This window comes from Martinezella sp. CNPSo 3795 (genome assembly GCF_057784475.1).
In genome coordinates, this window is sequence record NZ_JBXSOQ010000001.1 from 317,502 (window position 1) to 341,240 (window position 23,739).

The 23,739-nt window shown below is 58.8% G+C and carries 21 protein-coding genes; 10 read left to right on the top strand and 11 right to left on the bottom strand.

Annotated features, from left to right (window positions below; all coding sequences use genetic code 11):
* Nucleotides 1-1,119 (top strand): LLM class flavin-dependent oxidoreductase, encoded by a 1,119-nt coding sequence (locus AC13QY_RS01560; protein WP_113350707.1) that lies wholly within the window; start codon nucleotides 1-3, stop codon nucleotides 1,117-1,119.
* 65 nt (nucleotides 1,120-1,184) lie between these two features.
* On the opposite strand, the gene AC13QY_RS01565 is transcribed toward AC13QY_RS01560, so the two are convergent.
* From AC13QY_RS01565 to AC13QY_RS01590, 6 genes are all read right to left on the bottom strand, one after another.
* Nucleotides 1,185-2,252 carry an ABC transporter ATP-binding protein gene (locus tag AC13QY_RS01565; protein ID WP_113350706.1) on the bottom strand — a complete coding sequence of 356 codons (1,068 nt, stop codon included), beginning with the start codon at nucleotides 2,250-2,252 and terminating at the stop codon, nucleotides 1,185-1,187.
* 30 nt (nucleotides 2,253-2,282) lie between these two features.
* Nucleotides 2,283-3,137 (bottom strand): carbohydrate ABC transporter permease, encoded by an 855-nt coding sequence (locus AC13QY_RS01570; RefSeq protein WP_113350705.1) that lies wholly within the window; start codon nucleotides 3,135-3,137, stop codon nucleotides 2,283-2,285.
* Nucleotides 3,127-4,032, bottom strand: coding sequence for a carbohydrate ABC transporter permease (locus tag AC13QY_RS01575; protein WP_371864856.1), 906 nt, complete (start codon nucleotides 4,030-4,032; stop codon nucleotides 3,127-3,129). Before AC13QY_RS01575 ends, AC13QY_RS01570 begins: the two co-directional genes overlap by 11 nt.
* A 97-nt stretch (nucleotides 4,033-4,129) precedes the next feature.
* Nucleotides 4,130-5,344, bottom strand: a complete 1,215-nt coding sequence (locus AC13QY_RS01580; RefSeq protein ID WP_113329514.1) for an ABC transporter substrate-binding protein — start codon at nucleotides 5,342-5,344, stop codon at nucleotides 4,130-4,132.
* An 86-nt stretch (nucleotides 5,345-5,430) separates the two neighbouring features.
* A complete protein-coding gene (locus AC13QY_RS01585; protein WP_113329515.1) occupies nucleotides 5,431-6,216 on the bottom strand; it encodes a DUF4037 domain-containing protein in 786 nt (261 codons plus the stop codon).
* 34 nt (nucleotides 6,217-6,250) lie between these two features.
* Complete coding sequence (locus AC13QY_RS01590) at nucleotides 6,251-7,570, bottom strand: alpha-L-fucosidase (protein WP_113350704.1); 1,320 nt, start codon at nucleotides 7,568-7,570, stop codon at nucleotides 6,251-6,253.
* Nucleotides 7,571-7,771: 201 nt separating this feature from the next.
* Here AC13QY_RS01590 and AC13QY_RS01595 point away from each other — a divergent pair, with 201 nt between their 5' ends.
* Both AC13QY_RS01595 and AC13QY_RS01600 read left to right on the top strand, forming a co-directional pair.
* Nucleotides 7,772-8,779, top strand: a complete 1,008-nt coding sequence (locus tag AC13QY_RS01595; RefSeq protein ID WP_113350703.1) for a LacI family DNA-binding transcriptional regulator — start codon at nucleotides 7,772-7,774, stop codon at nucleotides 8,777-8,779.
* A 262-nt stretch (nucleotides 8,780-9,041) separates the two neighbouring features.
* Entirely contained in the window at nucleotides 9,042-11,246 is a 2,205-nt protein-coding gene (locus AC13QY_RS01600; protein WP_488492694.1) for a DUF1217 domain-containing protein, read from the top strand.
* A 17-nt stretch (nucleotides 11,247-11,263) separates the two neighbouring features.
* On the opposite strand, the gene AC13QY_RS01605 is transcribed toward AC13QY_RS01600, so the two are convergent.
* Both AC13QY_RS01605 and AC13QY_RS01610 read right to left on the bottom strand, forming a co-directional pair.
* The gene (locus AC13QY_RS01605; RefSeq protein ID WP_488492695.1) at nucleotides 11,264-12,040 is read right to left on the bottom strand and encodes an SDR family oxidoreductase; all 777 of its coding nucleotides are present in this window, start codon (nucleotides 12,038-12,040) and stop codon (nucleotides 11,264-11,266) included.
* Nucleotides 12,041-12,095: 55 nt separating this feature from the next.
* Nucleotides 12,096-12,989, bottom strand: coding sequence for an aldose 1-epimerase (locus AC13QY_RS01610; protein ID WP_488492696.1), 894 nt, complete (start codon nucleotides 12,987-12,989; stop codon nucleotides 12,096-12,098).
* Between the two features lie 379 nt (nucleotides 12,990-13,368).
* Here AC13QY_RS01610 and AC13QY_RS01615 point away from each other — a divergent pair, with 379 nt between their 5' ends.
* The 4 genes from AC13QY_RS01615 (at nucleotide 13,369) to AC13QY_RS01630 (ending at nucleotide 17,798) form a co-directional block, all read left to right on the top strand.
* Nucleotides 13,369-14,352, top strand: a complete 984-nt coding sequence (locus AC13QY_RS01615; protein WP_069610212.1) for an arabinose ABC transporter substrate-binding protein — start codon at nucleotides 13,369-13,371, stop codon at nucleotides 14,350-14,352.
* 71 nt (nucleotides 14,353-14,423) lie between these two features.
* The gene (araG, locus tag AC13QY_RS01620) at nucleotides 14,424-15,929 is read left to right on the top strand and encodes an L-arabinose ABC transporter ATP-binding protein AraG (protein WP_113329522.1); all 1,506 of its coding nucleotides are present in this window, start codon (nucleotides 14,424-14,426) and stop codon (nucleotides 15,927-15,929) included.
* A 16-nt stretch (nucleotides 15,930-15,945) separates the two neighbouring features.
* Nucleotides 15,946-16,902, top strand: a complete 957-nt coding sequence (araH, locus tag AC13QY_RS01625; protein WP_162748756.1) for an L-arabinose ABC transporter permease AraH — start codon at nucleotides 15,946-15,948, stop codon at nucleotides 16,900-16,902.
* Between the two features lie 119 nt (nucleotides 16,903-17,021).
* Complete coding sequence (locus tag AC13QY_RS01630) at nucleotides 17,022-17,798, top strand: FadR/GntR family transcriptional regulator (protein ID WP_113329523.1); 777 nt, start codon at nucleotides 17,022-17,024, stop codon at nucleotides 17,796-17,798.
* Nucleotides 17,799-17,836: 38 nt separating this feature from the next.
* Here the strand turns inward: AC13QY_RS01630 and AC13QY_RS01635 are convergent, their stop codons facing one another.
* Entirely contained in the window at nucleotides 17,837-18,610 is a 774-nt protein-coding gene (locus AC13QY_RS01635; protein WP_488492697.1) for an SDR family oxidoreductase, read from the bottom strand.
* A 134-nt stretch (nucleotides 18,611-18,744) separates the two neighbouring features.
* Between AC13QY_RS01635 and AC13QY_RS01640 the strand changes: the two genes are divergently transcribed.
* Complete coding sequence (locus AC13QY_RS01640; RefSeq protein ID WP_488492698.1) at nucleotides 18,745-19,665, top strand: LysR family transcriptional regulator; 921 nt, start codon at nucleotides 18,745-18,747, stop codon at nucleotides 19,663-19,665.
* 222 nt (nucleotides 19,666-19,887) lie between these two features.
* Nucleotides 19,888-20,271, top strand: coding sequence for a YybH family protein (locus AC13QY_RS01645; protein ID WP_113350696.1), 384 nt, complete (start codon nucleotides 19,888-19,890; stop codon nucleotides 20,269-20,271).
* A gap of 38 nt (nucleotides 20,272-20,309) precedes the next feature.
* Here the strand turns inward: AC13QY_RS01645 and AC13QY_RS01650 are convergent, their stop codons facing one another.
* Nucleotides 20,310-21,593, bottom strand: coding sequence for a cystathionine gamma-synthase family protein (locus AC13QY_RS01650; RefSeq protein ID WP_113350695.1), 1,284 nt, complete (start codon nucleotides 21,591-21,593; stop codon nucleotides 20,310-20,312).
* Nucleotides 21,594-21,929: 336 nt separating this feature from the next.
* Between AC13QY_RS01650 and AC13QY_RS01655 the strand changes: the two genes are divergently transcribed.
* Nucleotides 21,930-22,709 carry a class I SAM-dependent methyltransferase gene (locus tag AC13QY_RS01655; protein ID WP_113350694.1) on the top strand — a complete coding sequence of 260 codons (780 nt, stop codon included), beginning with the start codon at nucleotides 21,930-21,932 and terminating at the stop codon, nucleotides 22,707-22,709.
* Nucleotides 22,710-22,812: 103 nt separating this feature from the next.
* Here AC13QY_RS01655 and ppk2 read toward each other — a convergent pair whose 3' ends face one another.
* On the bottom strand, nucleotides 22,813-23,727 hold the full coding sequence (gene ppk2 / locus AC13QY_RS01660; RefSeq protein WP_113350693.1) for a polyphosphate kinase 2: 915 nt from the start codon (nucleotides 23,725-23,727) through the stop codon (nucleotides 22,813-22,815).
* Nucleotides 23,728-23,739 lie beyond the last annotated feature (12 nt).

Genomic DNA, 23,739 nt, shown 5'->3' on the forward strand with positions numbered 1-23,739 from the left:
ATGTCGGAGAACTCGATGTTCGCCGCAGGGCAATTTTTGCTCGGCACCTTCGCCAGCAATTGCTCCAGTGGCATGAGCGTTACCAAAGTGCCGGAACGCTGGGTCAATTCCTGGGACAACAATCTGAAATTGGCCCAGCAGCTGGATGAAGCAGGTATCGATTTCATGTTGCCGATCGCCCGATGGATCGGATATGGCGGCGACACCAATTTTCATGGCAATGTGCTGGAAACGATGACGTGGGCGGCGAGCTTGCTCGCTAGCACGAACAACATTAACGTCTTTGCCACCATTCACACGGCCGCGAACCATCCAGTCGTCGTCGCCAAGCAAATCGCGACGATCGATCAAATCAGCAGAGGACGGATCGGCCTCAACATAGTTGCCGGTTGGAACCAGCCGGAATACGAAGCGTTGGGGCTTGACCTGCCCGCCGATCATGAAAGCCGCTATGCCTATGCGGAGGAATGGTTTGATATCGTCAAAAGCCTATGGGAGCGAGATCGGGCCTTTGACTATGATGGGCAATTCTTTCATCTCAGAAATGTACTTGGCGATCCTCGCCCCGGGCATCGCGCACCTATCCTCAACGCTGCAGGTTCCGGCCAAGGCCGCTCCTTTGCCGTGCGGAATGCAGATTTTCTGTTTACTCCGGCCATAGATCTGAGCCGTTCGACGACTGAAATCGCGGAGTTGAAACAGCAGGGCAAAGCCGCCGGTCGCAATTTGGGTGTCCTCACCTTTGCCCATGTGGTCTGCCGGCCGACGGAGGGAGAAGCGCGAGACTATCTGCAGCATTTCGGAAAGGACAATGCGGATTGGGAGGCAGTCGACAATCTGGTGCGCCTGCAATTCGCGCATGCGCAATCCTTTCCGCATGACCTTCTGGCATTGATCCGGGACCGGATGGCTGCCGGACATGGCGGTTTCCCGCTCATCGGGACGCCCGAGCAGGTGGCGGAGGGTATTCTTGCCCTTCACAAGGCGGGCTTCAGCGGAACGACCATTTCATTTGTCGATTACAATGCCGAATTCCCATATTTCCGTGATCGGGTTCTTCCGCTGCTCGAACAGGCCGGTATTCGCAAGCCGGTTTCAGTGCCCCATGTGACGGTCTAAATCCATCGTGGATATCAGGAGGGAAGGTTGCTGCGGGGGCTTCCGCCACAAGCTGAGAAGCATTCTCAATGCAAGCGCTGGCCATTCGACGGATCGAACAGATGTGTCTTTGCCGGGTCGATCTTCAGTTGGATTGGCTGGCCGGGTGACACGGTGGGACGGTCCCTGATGGCTGCGACGATCGATTGCGCGCCGGCCTGCAATTGCAGATGCGTGTCCGAGCCTGTCGGTTCGATGATGATGACTTTGGCCTGCACGCCATCCGTATCGACGGCAATATGTTCCGGGCGAATGCCGAGCTGGACGGATCGGCCGAGATGGCGGCGGGCGCTTTCCGGCAGCGGCCAATGCAGATCTTGCGCGTCCTGCAGCCCCAACGTCCCGTTTAAGTCGGTGACGAGGCCGTCGATAAAATTCATCGACGGCGATCCGATAAAGCCGGCGACGAAGCTGTTGGCAGGCGCGTCGTAGATGTCAAGCGGTGAGCCGATCTGCTCGATATGGCCGCCGCGCATGACGACGATACGGTCGGCCATGGTCATGGCCTCCATCTGGTCGTGCGTCACGTAGACCATGGTGGTGCCAAGCCGCTGGTGCAGCGTCTTGATCTCGGTGCGCATCTGCACGCGCAGCTTAGCATCGAGATTGGACAGCGGTTCGTCGAAGAGGAAGACGGCGGGGTTGCGGACGATGGCGCGCCCCATCGCCACGCGCTGGCGCTGGCCACCGGACAATTGCCGGGGATAGCGATCGAGCAGGGCGGCGAGATCGAGGATCGCTGCGGCATCGTTCACCTTTTGCTCAATTTCCTGGCGGCTGCGGCGCGCGAGCTTCAGAGAAAAGGCCATGTTGTCGCGCACGGTCATGTGCGGATAGAGCGCATAGGACTGGAACACCATGGCGATATCGCGCTCATTGGGTTCGAGATCATTGACGATACGATCGCCGATTTCGATCTCGCCGTCGCTGATGCCTTCCAGCCCGGCGATCATCCGCAGCAGGGTGGATTTGCCGCAGCCCGAGGGTCCGACAAGCACCACGAATTCTCCATCCTGTGCGGCGACGGAGACGCCGTGCAGCACTTCAAGCGCGCCGTAGCGTTTGATGGCATTGCGAATGGTCAGTTTCGCCATGGATATCTCTCCCAAAATTCGGCGGGCGCTTCAGCGACCGCCCATGCCCGCATTGAGGGCGATGCTGTTGTAGATGAGCTTCTGCAGGATGATCGCGAGGAAGATGCCCGGAAGCATGGAAAGCGTCGCACCCGCCATCAGATAGTTCCACTGCGTACCTTGCTGCGTCTGGAACAGGGTGAGGCCGACCGGCAGGGTAGCATTGTCGGCACCCGTCATGACGATCAGCGGCCAGAGGAAGTTGTTCCATTGTCCAATGAAGGTGAAGAGTGACAGAAGCCCGATCGCTGGCATGGATAGCGGCACGATAATGCTGACGAGGATGCGTAGGCGGGACGCGCCGTCGATCCTGGCGGCTTCCTCGAGTTCCATGGGAATGGAGAGGAAGAACTGCCGCATCAGGAATGCGCCGAAGGTGCCGAAGGAGATCGGCAGGATCACGCCGGGGAAGGTGTTGACCAGACCGAGCTTGTTGACGATCAGAAACAGCGGAATGATGAGCATCAGCGGCGGCACCATCAGCGTGCCGATATAACCGAGCAGCAGCGTTTCGCGCGCCCTGAATTTCAGCCGCGCGAAGGCATAGCCGGAAAGGCAGGAGACGACGACAGTGATCGCTGTCACGCAGATCGCGATGATGGCGCTGTTGAGGAAGAAGCGGCCAAAGGGCAGCTGAGTCCAGGCAGCTGCAAAATTACCCCATTCGAAGATATCGGGCAGGATACGTGGGGGTATCGCCGTCACCTCGGCATTTGAGCGCACTGCATTCGATACCATCCAGAAGAAGGGAAAGAGAAAGGCGATGGCGACAAGCGTGATTGCCAGGTGATTGACGACATCGAGCACCAGCTTCCGGCGTGTTCTGGCTTCGGATTTAAGCGTCATAATGCACCCATTTGCGCTGGAACCAGAATTGCAGGGCCGTCAGCGCCATGATCAGCGCGAACATCACCCAGGCGATGGCAGAGGCGTAGCCCATTTGGAAGTTCTGAAAGCCGCGTTGGTAGATGGCATAGCCGAGCGTCGCGGTCGACGATCCCGGCCCGCCCTTGGTCATGACGAAAATCTGGTCGAAGACCTGCAGCGAGGTGATCGCCGTCATGACGGTGCCGAAGAACAGCGTCGGCGAAATCAGCGGCAGCCGGATTTTCCAGAAGCGGTCCCAGGCCGTCGCGCCATCGATGCGGGCTGCTTCGAGGTAACTTGCCGGCACCATGTCGAGCGCGGCGTTGAAGAGAACGGTATTGTAGCCAACGCCGGCCCAGATCGAGGTGAGGACGACCGCCTGCATGGCAAGTGTGCGATCGTTCAGCACGCCCGACAATGGCAGCGATAGTGAGGCCATCAGACTGTCGAAAAGCCCGCCGCTGGTGAAGATCAACATCCAGACCATGGCGACCGCAATCAGTGGGGTGAAGGTCGGGAGAAAGAAGATCACCCGGAACCAACGCTGCCCGATCTTCAGGCTCGAAATCCACGTCGCCAGCCCGAGCGAGATGATGATGTTCAGTACAAGATATTCGACGGTGAAGAAGAGGGTGTTGCGCAAGACCGTCCAGAATTGCGGGTCGGTCGTAAACAGGCGCACATAGTTGGAAATGCCGACGAAACGCGGCGTACCGAGCAGCTGCCAATTGGTGAAGCTGAGCGCGATCGAGGCAAGGATCGGCAGGACGAGAAACAGGACGATGCCGATCAGGCCCGGCAGCAGGAAGAACAGTGCCGTCCATCCCTCGCCTCTGAACCATTTGCGCGAGCGTGGCCTTGGTCTTGCGATCATGTCGGTATGCTTGCCCAGCATCATGGGCCTCTCCTTTCCGGCGATGGCGCTGCGGTCGAGCCGATGAGCCCGGCCGCAGGCCGACGAGACGTCCGGTCTATGGCAGCTGGCTCTGAATGTCGCTCAATACGCCTTCGGGTTTCGAGTCTCCCGTCAGCGCGAGCGGCACATATTGCATCACCAGATTCTCGAACTGGTTCCATTTCTCGTTGATGCGGAACGGCGTGGTGTGGGCAAATATATATTGAAGCGTATCGCGTGTGCCGCTGACATTCTTGGCAGCGCCATCATACCAGGCGGTCTGCTGTGCAAGCCGGGCCGGCAGTGCGCGTCCGGCCGCGCCAAGGATTTCAGCGGCCTTGGGGCCTGTCAGCACCTGCAGCGCCTTGAATGCGGCATCCTTGTGCTGACTGGTGGCGGAGATACCCCAGCCCGAGCCGGCCGTAATGAAGCGCGAAGAGCCGCTGCCGCGCGGCAGCGGTGCGATGCCGATCTTGAAATCGACATTGGCCTGCCCGGTAATCAATGACCAGGGACCGTCGATATACATGGCGACATTGCCCGAAGCGAAGCGGCCGCTTGCGGCCGAAGCATCGGCCGCGGAGGCAAAGACCGGCGAGAGTTTGTCCTTGGCGGTGAGATCGGCGTATTTGCTGAACGCATCGACAAAGCCGGCATTGGTAAGGTCGAATTCATTGTCGGCGTTGAAATAATCAGCACCGAGCGCGACGGGGCCGGCGATGAAATCAAAAGCCTGGGTGCCATAGCCGTAGACTCCATCCTTGGTTAGTGCCTTGGCGTCGGCCTTGAAGTCGTCGAACGTCCAGTCTTTGGCCGGCTCCTTCAAGCCGGCGGCTGCGAACTTGTCGCGATTGTAGAAGACCATCCACGGGCCGACATCGTAGGGCAGCGCATAGAGTTTGCCGTCCTGCGAAAGACCGGACATGATCGATGTCTCGAAATCAGCCACCTTCACGTCGCTGCCTTTCACGTAATCATCGAGCGGTGTCAGGATCGAAGAGAAATTCGGCAGGCGCATCGATTGCATCGAGACGATATCGGCGACCTGACCCGATGCTGCCAGAACCGGCAGGCGTGTCCAGTAGTCCGTCCAGCCCGAAAGCTGCAGCTTGACCTTGATATCGGGATATTGCTTGTTGACGAGATCGGCCAGCTGCTGCCAGAGCTCCGCATCGTTCGGCGCGCCCCACATCTGCCAGGTAAGGGTCACGGCGGTATCCTGCGCTTGCGCGCAGATGCCGGGTAGTGAACCCGCCGCAAGGGCGGCGGCAAAGATCAATGAATGCTTCATGATTGTTCCTCCTCCTCAATGACTTTCGTTGCAGTGACGTTCATCACTATCCGGACGCTCCCCTCCGGCTTGGTCTTGCGGCTCGTTCACGCCGCGATCATCGCCTCCAGGTCGGCGATCAGGCCGATCAGTTCGCTTCGCTGACGCTGCCACGTGTCCGGACCTTGCTCCGGCTCCAGAATGGCCGTCATCCGCTGGAGAAAGTCGGGCGGCAGCCGTTCGAGTTCGGCTGCCATGGGCAGATTCCAGCCGTCGCCCGGAAAATAGACCCGGTTGAAGGCAAAGACGGTCTGTAGAATGGCATTGGCAAGCTTGCCTGTGAGACCGACGAGAAAGACGAGGTCGCGGCGAACGACCTTGCTCTCATAGTGATAATCTCGGGCCCAATAGCGCAGGACATCCATATATTGGCTGAGCACGGAAGCCCTGAGCGCTTCCGGATATTGCGCCAGCTGCTGCCTCCAGCCGGCCAGCAAACCCCTGGGATCGGCGATGATCTGCTGGTTGGCAAGATCGGTCGGCAGATGATAGCCCCAGATCGTCCATTCGAAGCTCTTGGGCACGACCACTCCGGCAAGCCAGGAATCCAGGTCGCGCTGGACGCCGGCATACCGCCGCATCCAGACGCCATCCATGCGGATGCCTTCGGCCTGCCAGTCTCGCAGCGCGGCATCGAAACGCCGCCAAGCCGCGGTTTGCCGGACCTCCGGTCCGCGATAGGCGTCGGCATAGACCCTGAAGTCGAAATCTGATTGCGCATCCGACCTCCCCTTGCCGCGCGATCCGGCGAGTGCAACGGCACCATTGCCGTCTTCTGCCAGATCGGCGATCAAGGGGGTCATCGCGGCTATGAGTTCGGTTTCGCGGCTCACGGCGGCACAGGACGGCTGGGTTTCGCTATCCCCCTCAATCCTTGAGGATCAGTTCGATGACTGGCGTCACGACGTCAGGCTTGAGCACCGGCAATTCCAAGGTCAGAATGCCCTCTCCGACGGCGACGCCCACATTGGAGTCGACTTCCGCATCCGGGTCGAGCCAATGAAGCTCGCTGGCATCGTGCAGGAACTGTGCATATTTGACCTTGCGCCCCAGCTCTTCGATATGGATGTGGCGGAAGGGCCAGGTCTGTATATGCAGGTAGAGCCGATTACCTTTCTGCGTGAAGCGGCATCCGTTGGGCGCCTTATAGGTCGAAGGTCCTGCGCCATAGATCGCGCGGCCGTTCAGGCGCAGCCATTCGCCATAGGTGTCGAGCGCCTTGATGGCGCGGGCGTCGAAGGTGCCACGGCCGGTCGGGCCGACATTCATCAGCAGATTGCCGCCGAGCGAGACCGTGTCGACCAGGATGTTGATGAGCTGGCCAGCATCCTTCCAGCTGGTCTCGTCGCGATAATAGCCCCAGGAGCCGCTGAAGGTGTGGCAAGCTTCCCATCGTACCGGCAGGCCGGCAACGGTCGGTGCGACGCGCGGCGTATATTGCTCCGGCGTGACGAGTTCGGGCATGTGATCCGCATCGCGCGGCAAGTCGAGGCGGTCGCCGACGATGATATCGGGCTGTAGCTGGCGCACCAGTTTCATCAGGTCGTCGCTCTCCCAATCGGCACGTCCCTTGCCGGGCAGGCCCTTGTAGACGCGCTGGGGATAGCTGAAATCGAACCAGATCACGTCGATCTTGCCGAAGTTCGTCAGAAGCTCGGTCACCTGATCGCGCATGTATTTCGCATAACGCTTGACGTCGCGGCCCTCGTTGAGCTTGGCGGCGTCGGGATGGTTTCGCTGGGGGTGATGTCCGTCGATCGGGAAATCGGGGTGGTGCCAGTCGAGCAGCGAATAATAGAAGCCGACCTTGAGCCCTTCGGCACGAAGTGCTTCGACATAGGGGCCGATCAGGTCCTTGCCATAGGGTGTGTTGGTGACCTTGTAGTCGGTGACCTTGCTGTCCCACAGGCAGAAGCCTTCATGGTGCTTGGCGGTCAGAACAACATATTTCATGCCGGCTTCGCGAGCGCGGCGTGCCCATTCGCGGGCGTCGTAGAGGTCGGGGTCGAAATTGTCGAAATATTTCTGATAGGCCTCGGTGGTGAACTCCTCCCGGTTCTTCAGCCATTCGTGACGTGCGCCGAGGGCGTAAAGTCCGAAGTGGATGAACATGCCGAAGCGGTCGTGTCCAAACCATGCCTTGCCGTCGGCCACATCCTGGCCGCCACTGATCGCTGCGTCGCTCACACTATCCTCCCAAGTGTTAAGGCTTCATCGAACCGGTTCGATTTGATAATTGATCCTCATGCCCGGTATGTCAAGCGCACTGTTGAAATCTCTTTCCGCATATTGCTTCACGGCCGGCAAATGGTAGATTTATGGCAGAGATTCACGGAAGGGAGCCTTTGATCGGAAGGCTCGAGGCGATAGAAACGGTTCGAAAAATTCATGGCCACCATTCGTGACGTCGCCAAACTCGCTGACGTATCCGTCTCGACGGTGTCGCTGGCCTTGAGCAATCCGGCGCGCGTCAGCCAGAAAACACTGGAGAAAATTCATCAGGCGATCGCTGCGGTCGGCTTCGTTGCCGATCCGCTTGCCCAGAGCCTGGCGCGTGGGCGCAGCCGCATGATTGGCTTCATCGTCGGCAATGTCGGCAACCCGTTTTTCGGGGATATCCGGCGCGAGCTGGAAAATTATGCGCTTGACCATCAGCACTTCGTCGTCGTCACCGATTCCTCAGGCAAAACGGATCGCGAGAGGGCGATGGTCGAGCACCTGATCGGCCTGAAGACCGCAGGCCTTGCGCTTGCGCCGTCAGGCCATGATCGGGATTATATCGACTTCATTGCCGGCCTGAACCTGCCGATCGTCTGTTTCGACCAGAAGGTTGCCGGCATCGAGCGCGATTTCGTCGGCTCCGACAACTATCTGGCCGGGGCGATGCTGACGGAACATCTCCTGCAGCTCGGCCACAGGCGCATCGCCGTCATCACCGGCCCGAGCCATATGCATACCGCGACGGAGAGATATCGCGGCTTTGCCGATACGATGGCCAATGCCGGCGTAGACATCAATCCGAATTTCGTCGTCGACGGCCAGTTCACGCGCACAGCCGGCTACGAGGCGGCCATGCGTTTGCTGATCCAGCCCGAACGCCCCACTGCGATCCTCGGCACCAATAACGCAGTTGCGCTCTCGGCGCTGCAAGCCATGCAGGAGCTGGGCTTCCGCTGTCCCGAAGACATCTCGCTCGCCATGATCGACAATGTGCAGTGGAGTTCGGTCATCACGCCGCGCATTACCATGGTGGTCCAGGATACGCTGGCGCTCGGCGGCATCATTGCAAGACGCCTGATGCACCGCATCACCAATCCGCAAGGTGCGGTCGAGCCGCCGCAGGATTTCGTGCTGACGCCGAAATTCGTTCCGGGCAATTCCTGTCGGAGAATTTAGAACTCTTTGCACCTTGCATTGGGGCGCCGAAGACATCTTGTGCTTTGGCGGCGAACGTTCTCAGGATTGCCTCAGAACTGGTTGCCGAAGCCGAGCCGGAAGTTTCCCCTTGTCGTAGTCTTGCTTCAGGAACGCCATGGCGGAGCTGAGATTGATCACACCGAATGGTAAAGCACAGATTGCCGATCTAGTCTCGCACAAGGTCTGATTGCGATAGTTCAGGCGGGGCGAATATCGATGAACTGCGCTGTGGGGGCGATCTATGATTTCGACGTATCTCGGCTACGTGTCCGCGACAAAGGACATGGCATCGACGCTTGCGCGCATCGCCAAACAGGCGACGGTCAAAAGCGACCAGCAATATTACGATGCGCATATCGGCAAGATTAAGAATGTCGATGAGTTTCTGAGCGACTACAAGCTGTATAGCTATGCGATGAAGGCCTATGGCCTCGAGGACATGACCTACGCCAAGGCCTTCATGAAAAAGGTCCTGACCAGCGACCTTAGCGACACGAGCAGCTTTGCAAACAAACTGACGGACAGCCGTTACCGGCAATTCGCTGCCGCTTTCAATTTCGGCGGCACGTCAAAAAATCAATCGGCTCAGAGCGATTCACAGAAGAGCGATACGATCGGGCTCTATGAGCAATCTTTCGCCAATGAAACGGCTTTGGCCAAGAAGGAAAGCAAGTTCTACGATAGCTGGATCGATAAGGTGTCGAACGTCGACGACATCGTCAACAGCAGCAGAATGACGGACTATATCCTGCGGGCGCACGGTTTAAACCCGGACAATATCTCGAAGGCGTTCCTCAAGTCGGTTCTGACCAGCGATGTCAACGACCCGAACAGCTTCGTCAACACCGCAAGCAATTTCTCGACGGCATCGCTGCAGCCGACATACAAGCTGATCGCATCGCAGTTCAGCTTCAATGCCGACGGAACGCTTTCCGGCGCGACCGCGCAGACGGCGGAGCAGAAGGAGGCCATGATCTCGCGGTATGACAGCATGGTCCCGAGCCTGTTGAGCCCGGCTGCGGCCGCCAGCAACGACGATTACTATCGTCAGACGATCACGAAAGTTCAGTCGCTCAGCGACATAACCGGCGATAACAGGCTGTTTTCCTACATAAAGACCGCATTCAACCTGAATCCCAAGCTCACTCCGGTCCAATTCAACCTCGCTTTTACGAACTCCGATTATGCCGCCGTGACTGGAATGGCGGATATGGTTTCGCACTTTCAGTTTGCATCCGATGGTACGCTGCCCGCCGGTCAGCCGGCGCAGACGCCGCAAGCCATCGACGACATCTCGACCAAATATTTGAACCAGGCGAAAGATGCGAAACAGAACCTGTTCGGCGATGCGGAGAAACACTACAAGAGCGCGGTCGGCGAGATAAAGACGATTGCGGACTTCTTTGCCGCCAACGATACCAAGAACAAGAATCTTCCAACCGTGGAGGACATGGCGCTTCGTGCCTTTGGGATCGGCAAGAACGAGGTCTCCAGGGACCAGCTGCGCAAGATACTGGAGAGCGATCCGTATGACAGCAAGAGCTATGTCAATTCGCTGAAAGACGACAGATTCGTCGGGCTTGCCAAGGCTTTCAATTTCGACAGTGAGGGCAATCTGCGGGCGCCGGTCGCGCCCTTGTCCCAGACTTCGATCAACAGCCTGATCTCAGCCTACTCGAAGTCGAAGACCTTCGGATTTACCGGCGAGATGCGAGATAAGGCGGTCAAGGATGCGAAGGACGCAGCGACCGAATTCAGCAAGTCGATCTCCAAGATCAAGACGGTCGACGAACTCCTCGCAGACAAGAAGCTGACGGAGTTTATTCTCGTTGCGAACAATATCGATCCCAAGACGGTCGACAAGAATAGCTTGAAGAAGGCCTTCACCGCGGACCCCGAGGATGCCAAGGGCTTTCTGAACACGCAGGCAGGCCAGCAGTTCAAGGCGATGGTGAACGCCTTCAATTTCGACGCCAAGGGAAATCTGACCACAGCCAAGATCGAGCCGGGACAGAACAAGGGCGCGCGTCTCGCCACCAACGATCTTTACCTTCATCAGACCTTGGAGACGCAGCAGGGAAGCTCCAACGAAGGTGTTCGTCTCGCTCTCTATTTCCAGCGCAAGGCACCGCAGGTCAATTCCGTCTACGATATCATGTCGGATCCGGCGCTCTACAATGTGATCAAGACGACTTATTCGCTACCCGCATCCATGTCGAACATGGATGTGACCCGCCAGGCGGCGATGCTTGAAAAGCTATTCCCGATCAAGGATTTGCACGATGCCGGCAAGGTGAACAATCTGCTCAAGCGTTTCTCGGCCGTCTATGATGCGGCAAATGGCGGGAATACGACCTCTGCCGCATCCGCCATCCTGACGCGCGGATCGGGGATTGGCATGAGCGCCGATCTGATGCTCTCGATTGCCCAGCTCAGATCGCGATAGCGTCTTCGTTTGCGATACTATTGATGCTGCAGCACGCTCAGGCCCCCGTCCACGGTCAGGCAGGCGGCATTCATGAAGGGACACTCGTCCGAGACCATGAAGACCGCTGCCATGGCGATCTCGTGAGGGGTGGCGATACGGCCGCCCGGATGCAGCTTCATCGTTTCGGCCTTCGCCTTTTCCGGGTCGGGGAAACTGTTCCAGTAATCGATGGCCTTCTGCGTTGCGACATAGCCGGGCGCGAGTGCGTTCACGCGCACGTTCTTTGAGGCATATTCGATCCCCAGAGATTTGGTCATGCCGAGAAGAGCATGCTTGGCAAGCGGGTAGGGGAAGGTATGCGGGATGATCGTGAAGGCGTGAGTTGAAGCGATGTTGAGTATGACGCCGCCGCCACGGGCGATCATCTCGGGCAGCACGGACCGGCAGCAATTCCAGGCGCCCTTGAGATTGATGTCAAAGCAGCGCTCCCAGTCCTCGTCCGTCGTCTTCAACGGCTCGGCAAAGACGTTGACCCCGGCATTGTTGACGAGCGCATTGATGCCGCCGATTTCGCCGGATGCTCTGGCCACGGCTGCGCGCACGGCTTCGGCATCGGTGATGTCGGCCGCCTGATAGCCAAGATTGGCACCGTCTTCCTTCAGCCTATCCGCAGCTTGTTCCAGCAGAGCTTCGTCGCGATCGATCAGGAAGATGCTTGCATCTTCAGCCATGCATGCCTCGGCTATGGCCAGCCCGATTCCCTGCGCGGCTCCGGTAATGAAGATCCGTTTTCCTGAAAGGCGATTTGACATTCAGTGTTCCTCTTTGTGCTGGGGCGGAAATCTCGCGGTCAGCCGACCGCGCAGGCTACCGCGAATATTCCTGTGGCCGCAGGCGGATCGATCCTGCAAATGTCTCTCCCGGCTGCAGGATTTTCAAATCTCCGAGGTCGGGGAGATTGTGACCGTTGGCGATGTGGGACATCGGCTCGAAGCAGAAATAATCATGGCGAAAGGCGGGATTGAAGTTCGTATCTGGAATGAAGATGAATGCGTGTCTGACTGAAGCGTCGGCGGTCAGCCGCAGGCCTGCATGTCTCTCCGGCCAGACGATCTCCGCTTCGCCGCTCCATCCCTCGAAGCCGTTGTTGACCCAGCGGCGAGGCAGGGGTGAAGGCGCGGAAAAGTCGAGATCGTCCGGAATCTCGGTACGTTCTCCCGGAAGCCAGCCTTCCGTTTCCGTCCAAAATCGCTGCGCTGGCGCAAAAAGTGTCGTCTCAGGGGTCATCGGGAAGTATGGATGCCAGCCAAGCCCGAAGGGCAGCGCCTCCTTGCCGGTGTTCTCAACGCTCATGTGAAGCATCAGCCCTTCGGATGTCAGCGCGATGATCTGCCTCGCTGCGTAACTGTAGGGCGTATCGCCCTCCCGATGATGAAAGCCGATCTGCAATTCGTTGCCGATGCGGGAGAGGACGGACCATTCGGCTTGCCAACCGTCGCCATGAAGGTAGTGAGGATCCGAAGCCGTGTTCGGCCTCAGCCGATAGTTGCGCCCCGCGAACGCGAAACGATTGTTTCGCACGCGGTTGCCGAAGGGAACGAGGGGATAGCAGGCGGAGGCGGACGCATGCGCATCGTCCGGTGCGGATCTCAATAGCGCAATCCTGCGCCCCTCCACCGTCCAGGCATAATCGAGCAATGTGCCGCCGAAGGTTGAAACGCGAGCAGAAAGCGAACCGTCCCGCAAATCGATGATGGTCATTAAGCGGTTGCCTTCTCCCTACAACCAAGGCCGGTGCCGAACGCACGACACCCTATATCTGCCTCGGCCCATGTCAACGGATATATATGATTTATTTTCGGATCATCTCTGAGGTTCTTGCCGATATATCCCGCAATCTATCCCTGTTCGGCATTTTAAGCGAGCCTTTGGCGATCAGCTAATGCCGCAACGGCATAAATAATCATACATAAATATTGACTGGTATGATGTTTTTTCATATTCAAGGTCTCGGGTCCGTTGGGCTGCAAATGCAGTTTAATTGTTATACAAATAATTGACTCATATTACAATATAACTTACGGAAATCGAGCGGTTCCCGGGAGATGGATGGGGACGCGCAAACAAAGGGAGAGAGATCATGCGCTTTTTCAAAGCGGCTATCCTTGCCGGCACCTTTGCCGTTCTGGCGGCCGGCTCTGCTTTCGCGGAGGACGTCAAGATCGGCTTCATCGTGAAGCAGCCCGAAGAACCATGGTTCCAGGACGAATGGAAATTCGCCGACCAGGCGGCCAAGGAGAAGGGCTTCACGCTCGTCAAGATCGGCGCTGAGGACGGCGAGAAGGTTCAGTCGGCGATCGACAATCTCGGCGCGCAAGGAGCGCAGGGCTTCATTATCTGCACCCCGGACGTGAAGCTCGGCCCTGGAATCGTTGCCAAGGCTGCCGCCAATCAGCTGAAGCTGATGACGGTCGACGACCGCCTGGTGAATGCCGAGGGCAAGCCGCTCGAAGATGTGCCGCATATGGGCATTTCCGCAACGAAGATCGGCGAGACCGTGGGCCAAGCGATCGTCGACGAAATCAAGAAGCGCGGCTGGGACATGAAGAATGTCGGCGCGATCCGCGTGTCCTACGATCAGCTGCCGACCGCCGTCGACCGCGTCGAAGGCGCGATCTCGGTTCTGAAGGCCGCAGGCTTTCCGGCTGCGAATATCTACGACGCGCCGCAGGCCAAGACCGATACGGAAGCAGCGCTCAACGCTGCGACCACCGTTCTCAACAAGCATGCCGATATCAAATACTGGGTTGCCTTCGGCCTTAACGACGAAGCTGTGCTTGGCGCTGTCCGCGCCTCGGAATCGGTCGGCATTCCCGCAACGAACATGATCGGCGTTGGTATCGGCGGCGCGGATTCGGCGATCAACGAATTCAAGAAGCCCGCCGCGACCGGCTTCTTCGGCACGGTCATCATCTCACCGAAGCGCCATGGTTATGAGACGGCGCTCAACATGTATGACTGGATCGCCAACAGCAAGGAGCCGCCGAAGCTCACGCTCACTTCCGGTTCCCTCGCACTGCGCGGCGACTATGAGAAGGTTCGCAAGGATCTCGGCATCGAATGATCATCCAGGCAGGATGATGTCCGTTCGGCGGCCTCACAAATGCCGCCGGACCTTCTCTCGATGGGGCAAGTATGGCTTTCCTTGAATTCAAGGGCATTTCCAAGGGCTATCCCGGTGTCCAGGCGCTGTCGAACGTCTCTTTCGATGTCGAAAGGGGTGCCGTGCACGGGCTGATGGGCGAAAACGGCGCCGGCAAGTCGACACTGATCCGGGTTCTCTCCGGCGATCAGGCCGCCGATAGCGGCAGCATCGTCATCGATGGCGTGGAGCAACACTATAGCTCCGTCCGCGATGCCTTTCATGCCGGCGTCATCGTCATCCATCAGGAACTGCAGCTGGTGCCGGAACTGACGGTTGCCGAAAACCTCTGGCTCGGCCGTTTTCCCGGCAAGGCCGGCGTGATCGACGGCAAGACGCTGATCGAGACCGTTCGCACGAAGCTCAAGGAAATCGGCATCGATGTTGATCCTGCGGCAAAGGTATCCTCGCTGTCGATCGGCGCGCGCCAGATGGTGGAGATCGCCAAGGCCGTCATGGTCGATGCGCGGGTGATCGCGCTCGACGAGCCGACCTCCTCGCTCTCGTCACGTGAAAGCGAAATCCTGTTTTCCCTGATAGACCGGTTGAGAGCCAACGGCACCGTCATTCTTTATGTCTCGCATCGCCTGGATGAGATCTTCCGGCTCTGCGACAGCCTCACCGTGCTGCGCGACGGCAAGCTTGCGGCCCATCATCCTGACATTGCCGATACGACGCGCGAACAGATCATCTCGCAAATGGTCGGCCGCGAGATCAGCAATATTTGGGGCTGGCGCGAACGCCCGCTCGGCGAAGTGCGTCTGGAAGTCAAGGGTCTCTCCGGTTCTAAGTTGCGCAATCCCGTCAGCTTCTCGGTTCGCAAGGGCGAAATCCTTGGCTTTTTCGGCCTCATCGGTGCCGGCCGAAGCGAAATGGCCCGGCTTCTCTATGGTGCCGATCATCGTCATCAGGGCAGCGTCTCTATAGACGGCGTTGCCGTCGCGCCGAACAATCCGAAGGCGGCCATCAGTGCCGGCATGGTTCTCTGCCCTGAAGATCGAAAGTTCGACGGCATCATTCAGGGGCGATCGATCGAGGAAAACATTGCGATTTCTTCGCGGCGGCATTTCTCGCCCTTCGGCATCCTCAATCCGAAGCAGGAAGCCTCGGTCGCCGATCAGTTCATCGCCAAGCTCAGGGTCCGTACGCCCTCCCGCAAGCAGGATATCGTCAATCTCTCGGGCGGCAACCAGCAGAAGGTCATCCTTGGCCGCTGGCTTTCGGAACAGGGTGTCAAGGTCCTCGTCATCGACGAGCCGACGCGCGGCATCGATGTCGGCGCCAAATCGGAAATCTATGAAATTCTCTACGAGCTGGCGGCTGGCGGCATGGCGATCGTCGTCATCTCCAGCGAGCTTCCCGAGGTCATGGGCATTTCCGATCGCATCATCGTCATGTGCCAGGGGCGCGTCGCCGCCAATGTCGCTCGCGCCGATTTCGACGAACGGGCCATTCTGACCGCAGCTTTGCCCGATAAGAATGCCGCCGGCACGATCTAATTCAGGAATGGTAGTGATGAATTCGTTGAAAAAAATTCTCCTCGGCGAACAGGGCCTCGTGGTGATCTTCGCGATCGCCTTCGTGATCGTCTCGCTCTTTGTGCCGAGCTTCCTGACGGAGCGCAACATGCTCGGTCTGCTGCAGTCGGTGGTGACGATCGGCATCGTCGCCTGCACGATGATGTTCTGCCTGGCCTCGCGCGACTTCGATCTTTCGGTTGGTTCGACGGTCGCCTTCTCGGGCATGATCGCCGTCATGGTGTCGAACTCCACCGGCTCCATTCCGCTCGGCCTGCTCGCCGCGCTGATTTGCGGCAGCGTCGTCGGCGTCGTCAATGGCGTCGTCATCGCCAAGTTCCGCATCAATGCGCTGATCACCACGCTCGCGACGATGCAGATCGTGCGCGGCCTCGCCTTGATCGCGTCTGATGGCCGTGCCGTCGGCATCAACGATCCGGCCTTCTATCAGCTCGCGCTGTCGCGCTTTCTGACGGTGCCGACGCCGATCTGGATCATGGTGCTGCTCTTCATCATCTTCGGCTTTACGCTCAACCGCACTGTTTTCGGCAAGAACACGCTTGCGATCGGCGGCAATCCCGAGGCGTCGCGTCTGGCCGGCGTCAATGTCGTCAACATGCGGATCTGGATCTTTGCCTTGCAGGGTCTCGTCTGCGCCATTGCCGGCATTCTGCTTGCCTCGCGCATCACCTCGGGCCAGCCGAACGCGGCAACCGGGCTCGAGCTTTCCGTCATCTCGGCCTGCGTGCTTGGCGGCGTGTCTCTCGCGGGCGGGCGTGCAGCGATGACCGGCGTGATCGTCGGCGTCCTCATCATGGGCATTGCCGAGAACGTCATGAACCTGCTCAATATCCAGGCCTTCTATCAATATCTCGTGCGCGGCTGCATTCTGCTGCTTGCCGTTCTGTTGGACAATCTGCGCTCGTCCGCGGTAGGGCGTGGCAGTCGTTTGTAACGGTCGGATTTCCTTGGAGAAGTTTGGGGAGAAGTTTATCGAGCTTGCAGTTGCGCATTGATGCCGGGGCGTGGTGCCGCTCATGATCGCTGATGGGTCAGCGGAAGGGAGTGCTAGGGATGAGTACGCGTTTGGGGTCTTTACGGACGACGCCGGCCGGGGCCGCGCCTGAGCAGGGAAGGCGTACCGTGCGCGAGGAGCTGTTGAAGAAGCTCATCGGCCAGATCGTCTCGGGCTCTCTCGCCGAGGGCTCGGTTCTTCCCAATGAGGCTGAACTCTCGGAAGTTTACGGCGTTAGCCGCACCAGCCTGCGCGAAGCCATGCAATATTTGTCGGCGCTGGGGATGGTCCGTTCGCGCACCCGCGCCGGTACCACTGTTCTGCCACGAGAGAACTGGAACTATCTGGACCCGCTGGTTCTCGATGCGACCCTGGCACTCAGCAATGACCGCAGCTTCTACGATTCCCTGCTCGATGCGCGGCAAGTGCTGGAACCCGCCGCCGCCGCACAGGCGGCTGCTAATGCCACGGCCAAGCAGCTCGCACAGATTGCCGAGGCCTTCGAGGATATGGTCGCTGCCAATGCCCGCGACAACGAGGCATGGAGCCAAGCAGATCTGGAGTTTCATACCGCGATCATCAATGCTAGCGGCAACTGGGTTTTCCGGCAGTTCGCCACTGCGATCCGCGCCGCTTTGCTCGCGAGTTTTCGCCTGACCAACCGGGCCAGCCAGTCGCATGATTACGCGATCGCGCGCCATCAGGATGTCCTGGATGCGATCCGCATGCGCCGGCCCGATGCTGCACGTTTTGCCATGGAGCAGCTCATCGGAACGGCCAGAATGGAGCTTAGCGACGCCCTGCGTGCCGCTAAGCTGAAGGACGGATCGGAATAGGCTGCTTTTTGGACAGGCCGGAAGCAGATACGACCCATTTACTTTGTCGTATAGCCGCCGTTGACGAGAATGGTCTGTCCGGTCATCCACCAACCGTCGGAGACCAGGAACCGGATATAGGGCACGATATCCTCGATATCGGTAAGGCCGGTCTTCGAAAACTTCGAGAGAGCGGCGGCGCCCTTGTGATAGGCCTGGGCATCGGCGCTTTCCGCTGGGTAGAAGAAAGGCGTGTCCATCGGACCAGGGCCGATGGCCGTGACGGAGATGCCGCGATCGCCGAATTCCTTAGCCGCAGCGCGGGTAAAATGCTCGACTGGCGCCTTGGTCCCGGCATAGCTTGAATAGAACGGCGTGAAGGCGCCGAGCAGCGACGTGACTAGCGTGCAGATCTTGCCGTTGTCGTTGAGCGATTTGCCGGCCTCCTTGAGGAAGAAGAAGGCCGATTTCGAATTGACGGCACTCATCTCGTCGTATTCTGCCTCGGAGATATCGACGATCGGCTTCTTCAGCACCTTGCCGACCGTGTTGATCGCAATATCAGGGCGGCCGAAGGCGGCAATGGCCTCGGCAAAGAGTTTCTCCACCGCGCCTGCTGTCGTGAGATTGGCCTGGAATGCGGCAGCTTCGGCACCGGCTGCCCTGATAGCCGCAACTGTCGCATCCGCATCGGCCTTGGTAGCAGCGCTGTTGTAGTGGATGGCGATCGCTTTTGCGCCGTGCGCTGCGAAGTCGCGGGCGATCAGGCCGCCTAGATTCTTGGCGCCGCCGGCAATGATGACGGTTTTCCCTTTGATCGAATGATCGGTCATGAAAGAGCCCTCCTTGGGAAGTGGGACGGCACCGTGCCGCCCTTCCTGAAGCAAATCTATCGTCTGGAATTTGCCGATAAAGCGGTCTAATTTGACATCATCTGTCAGAATTAACGGACAATAGCGGTATAGCTTTGGATCGCATCGACCTCTTCAGGATTTTCACGCGTGTCGTGGAATGCAGCAGCTTCACCCGCGCAGCGGATACGTTGGGCTTGCCGCGCTCCTCGGTCTCCGCTGCCGTCATGGAGCTGGAGGGCCGCGTCGGCGCGCGTCTGCTTCACCGCAGTACGCGCAAGGTGTCGCCCACCCAGGATGGCACGGCCTTCTACGACCGCTGCCTGAGGGTAATTGCCGATGTCGAGGAGACGGAAAGCCTGTTTCGACAGAGTGACGCCAAACCATCCGGTAAATTGCGGACGGATGTGCCGGGCCGCATCGGTCGCCTGATCATAGCGCCGGCGCTGCCATCGTTTCTCGATCAGTTTCCCGATATCGAAGTGGATCTCGGCGTTACCGACCGTGCCGTCAATCTGGTGGAGGACAGCGTCGATTGCGTGTTGCGCGTCGGCCCGCTTGTTGATTCAGGGCTGATTGCCCGGCCGATCGGAAAATTGCCGCTCATCAATGTCGCAAGTCCTGCCTATCTGTCGAGGCATGGTACGCCGCAAACGCCCGAAGATCTCGGCCGCCATTGGGCCGTGAATTATGCCTCGCCCTCGACCGGGCGAACCGAGCCCTGGGAATGGTTGGAAGACGGGGTATTGCGCAGCCTGCCGATGCGAGGCCGCGTGACCGTCAATAGCGCCGAGGCCTATATCGCCTGCTGTGTCGCTGGCCTGGGGCTGATCCAGAATCCGGCCTATGACCTACGCCAGCATCTGGAGGCGGGCGAACTTGTCGAGGTCATGCCAGATCATCGGGCGGAACCGCTGCAGATGACGTTGCTCTATCCGCATCGCAGGCATCTCTCCCGCCGCGTTCATGTTTTCGCCGACTGGCTACAGGTGCTCCTGGAGGAGACCGTGATCTCTCGCTCGAGCTCGTTCGAATGAAAAGCCGGATGGACGTGAGAAACGCCCACGATGCGGACGGCTTGTTTGTTCAGTTTACGGTCACTTGCCGTTATGATGTCGATCTGGAAGCCAAGATCTGGGCAGGCGATTGATCACACGGGATAGGTCGCAATGGTGAACCTGTTCAACCGACAGGCTGCCGCTGACAGGGGGCAGATCGCAGCCGCCCGGTAGCGCGGCGCCTATCGAGGAGAATTCGGAATGACCGACGATGAAAAGGCAATCCGGAAAGTCGTGGAAACCTGGATTGCCGCGAGCAAGGCGGGCGATACGGCAACCGTCTTAGGACTGATGACGGACGATGTCATCTTCATGGTTCCCGGCCAGGAACCCTTCGGCAAGGCGGCATTTGCTGCGGTTTCCAAAGGCATGGAGGGCATGAAGATGGAGGGTGCGAGCGAGATCGTCGAACTGCAGGTGCTCGGCGACTGGGCCTATATCCGCAATCACATCGACATGACGGTGACACCGCCGGGTGGCGACGCCGTTCATCGATCGGGTTATACGCTCACGCTTCTGCGCAAAGAGGCTGATGGGGAGTGGCGCCTCGCACGCGATGCCAACCTTCTGGCCGTGCGGCCCTGATCTATCTCACTCCCAGTCTTTCGGCCGCATAGGCTTTATCAGGCGGCGTCGAGGGAAGCAGCAAGATCGGCAATCAGGTCATCGGGGTGTTCTATTCCGATCGACAGGCGGATCGTCGATTCCAGCACGCCGATGCGATGGCGTACATCCACAGGCACACCGGAATGCGTCGTCGTTGCCGGATGGGAGGCTAGCGATTCCGTGCCGCCGAGGCTGACGGCCAGCTTGAAGATCTGCAGGGCGTTCAGGAATTTGAACGATGCCGGCTGGCCACCCTTGATGTCGAAGGAGAAGGTGGAGCCCGCACCGCTGCACTGGGCGGCGAAGGTACGGCCCGTTGCCGAGGATGGATCCGTGTAGGGGAGATAGTGGATTTGCTCGACCTTCGGATGATCCCGCAGGAAATCGGCGACCGCCCGTGCGTTGCTGTTTGCCCGTTCCATGCGGATCTGCAGCGTTTCCAGCGACCTGCCGAGCATCCAGCAGGAATGCGGATCGAGCTGAGTGCCGATCGCTCCGCGCAGTGCTTTCACCTGTTTGATGACGGCTTTTGAGCCGAGGGCGGCGCCGGCGATCAGATCGGAATGGCCGCCAACATATTTGGTCAGCGAATAGAGGGAGATATCGGCCCCGTGCTCGATCGGCCGCTGAAAGACCGGGCCGAGCAGCGTATTGTCGCAGGCGATGATCGGCGTGTGTCCTTGCCTCTTGCCGATCGCATCGGCAATGCGGCGGATCATGGCGATATCGACGAGACTGTTCGTGGGGTTGGCCGGTGTTTCCACCAGAATGACCGAGACACGGCCTTTGGTCATCGCTTCCTCGGCAGCTGCCGTCACCGAGCCTTCGTTGACGCCATCGGCGAAGCCGACGGCGGCTACTCCGAGATTGAGGAATGTCTTGGCGACTAGCGTTTCCGTACCGCCATAAAGCGGCTGCGAATGCAGGATCGCATCGCCCGGTCGCGCGAAGGTGAGAAGGGTTGTTGCGATGGCCGACATGCCGGAGGAAAACAGCGCGCCGCTTTCTGCCTTTTCATAGACGGCGAGGCGATCCTCGACGATTTCGCTGTTCGGGTGGTTGAAGCGTGAGTAGACGAGCCCGACGCCAGTGCCCGCCGGCGGTTCGGTGCGGCCGGAGATATAATTGAAGAAATCGCGTCCGTCCTCGGCCGATTTGAAGACGAAGGTGGAGGTCAGGAAAACAGGCGGTTTGACCGCGCCCTCGGACAATTCCGGGTCATAGCCGTAATTCAGCATCTGAGTTTCGGGATGCAGCGCATGGTTGCCGATATGCGTTTTGGACGGATGCGGCGCAGTCATGACGGTCTCCTCGGCCGATGATATGAATTTTAGACTCACATTATACATCACTTAGGATGCCGGCTCGCTATTCGTCATCATCTGCGATGTGGTTTCGGCATTGATCCTAATATGGGCCGGACTATCCAACTCGCGCATGGCTATCCGGAATACGACAGAAAGGCCGCAATATTCGTGAGCGGTGCTCGCCTTGAGGCCGTGCCGTCCCAATTTTCGAGAGCTTCCGGCTTCGCTGCCGCAGTCGTGGCAGAAACGGGGCGTTTCTTGATCGACCGGTTCCAATCGATGAGCAAGCTCGGAGGCGAAATGCATGAAGAAAACCAGTGAGGTTTACATTTGAAATCGGGCGTTCGAAAATTTGTGTTTAGCGATCTTCAGAAAATCGATGGTTACATCGATCCGCCGGATGCGCTTGTCTTCCTGTCTTTGATCGAAAAGCAAAGGCAGGAGAAACTTTATGGCGGCCTCGCCGAAATCGGGGTTTACTACGGGCGGTCCTATTTTTTGCTGCGCAAGATCAGCGCACCCGATGACAATGTGCTTGCGATCGATCTTTTCGACATAGAAGCGGATGGTGCGCAATATCAACGCTTCCTCGACAATGGAAGATCACTGGGCATTCCCGTTGATGAGGATCTCGTCATAACGGGTGATAGCACCGGGCTCGATCCGCAGGCCATCATCGACAAGGTTGGGCAGGTTCGTTTTTTCAGTATCGATGGAGGGCATTTGCTTCGCCACATCGTTGCCGATAGCCGGTTGGCGAAGAGCGTACTGGCCGATCATGGCATCATCGCCTTTGACGATACGTTCAATCCGGCCTGGCCGGAGGTGACGATCGGTGTCTCGGATTTTCCGCGCAGAAACAGCGATAGCTTTGTCGCCTTTTGTGTGACGAAGTACAAGACCTATGTCTGCCGCCGGGATTTTCATGGGCTCTATCGAGCCGCACTTGGCAGAGCACGACATCTCCTGCCGTTTGAACATGTGGAGATGGATTTTCTTGGCTCGAAAGTTCTCAGGCTGCACAATCCCATCAACCGGAGAGTCGCCTATGAGCTCTTGCGGCGGCTGGGTTTGGGCGCCATGTCCGAATGGGCCTATCGTTCAGCCTGACCTTGAGCCGGCCTCGCCTGCTGGTGGCGGAGTGACAGGGATTTCGTTTTTCAAGTAATCCTTCAGAGAGGCCCGCCAGAAGCGGGCCCCTCATCGGTCCTGATCAGTAGATTTCCGGCACATACATTTCCGGCGGCACCGGCGTACGGTGATAATCTGCATTACGCATGCGTTCCGGCAGCACGATTTCCGGCTTCGGCACGCTTTCGTAGGGGATCTGGCTCAGAAGATGGGCGATGCAGTTGAGGCGCGCCTTCTTCTTGTCGACGGCGTGGACGACCCACCACGGCGCTTCCGGAATATGGGTGCGCTCCAGCATCTCTTCCTTGGCCTTGGTATATTCCTCCCAATGCACGCGGCTCTGTAGGTCCATCGGCGACAGTTTCCACTGCTTCAGCGGATCCTGGATGCGCATGTTGAAGCGGAATTCCTGCTCTTCATCGGTGATCGAGAACCAGTATTTGATGAGGATGATGCCGGAGCGAACCAGCATGCGCTCGAAATCCGGCACGGAGCGGAAGAACTCCTCCAATTCCTCCGGCGAGCAGAAGCCCATGACGCGCTCGACGCCGGCGCGGTTATACCAGCTGCGGTCGAACAGCACCATTTCGCCCGCGGTTGGCAGGTGCGCTGCATAGCGCTGGAAGTACCATTGATGCCGTTCGCGCTCGGTCGGTGCCGGCAATGCGACGACGCGGCAGACGCGCGGATTGAGGCGCTGCGTGACGCGCTTGATGGCGCCGCCCTTGCCCGCGGAATCGCGCCCTTCGAACAGCACGACGACCTTCAGCTTTTTGTATTGGACCCAGTCCTGCAGGCGCACGAGCTCGTGCTGAAGCCGGAAAAGTTCGCGGAAATAGATGCGGCGGTCGAGCGTCGCCTCACCTTCGCTGATAAGGCCTTCTGCGACCAGTTCGTCCAGCCGGTCCTCTTCGAGCTGCATCTCCAGCTCTTCGTCGAAGCTGTCGACGATCTCATCCTTGATACGGCTGAGCGGGTCCTGGGTTTCGTCGGTCATTGTGCGCCTCCT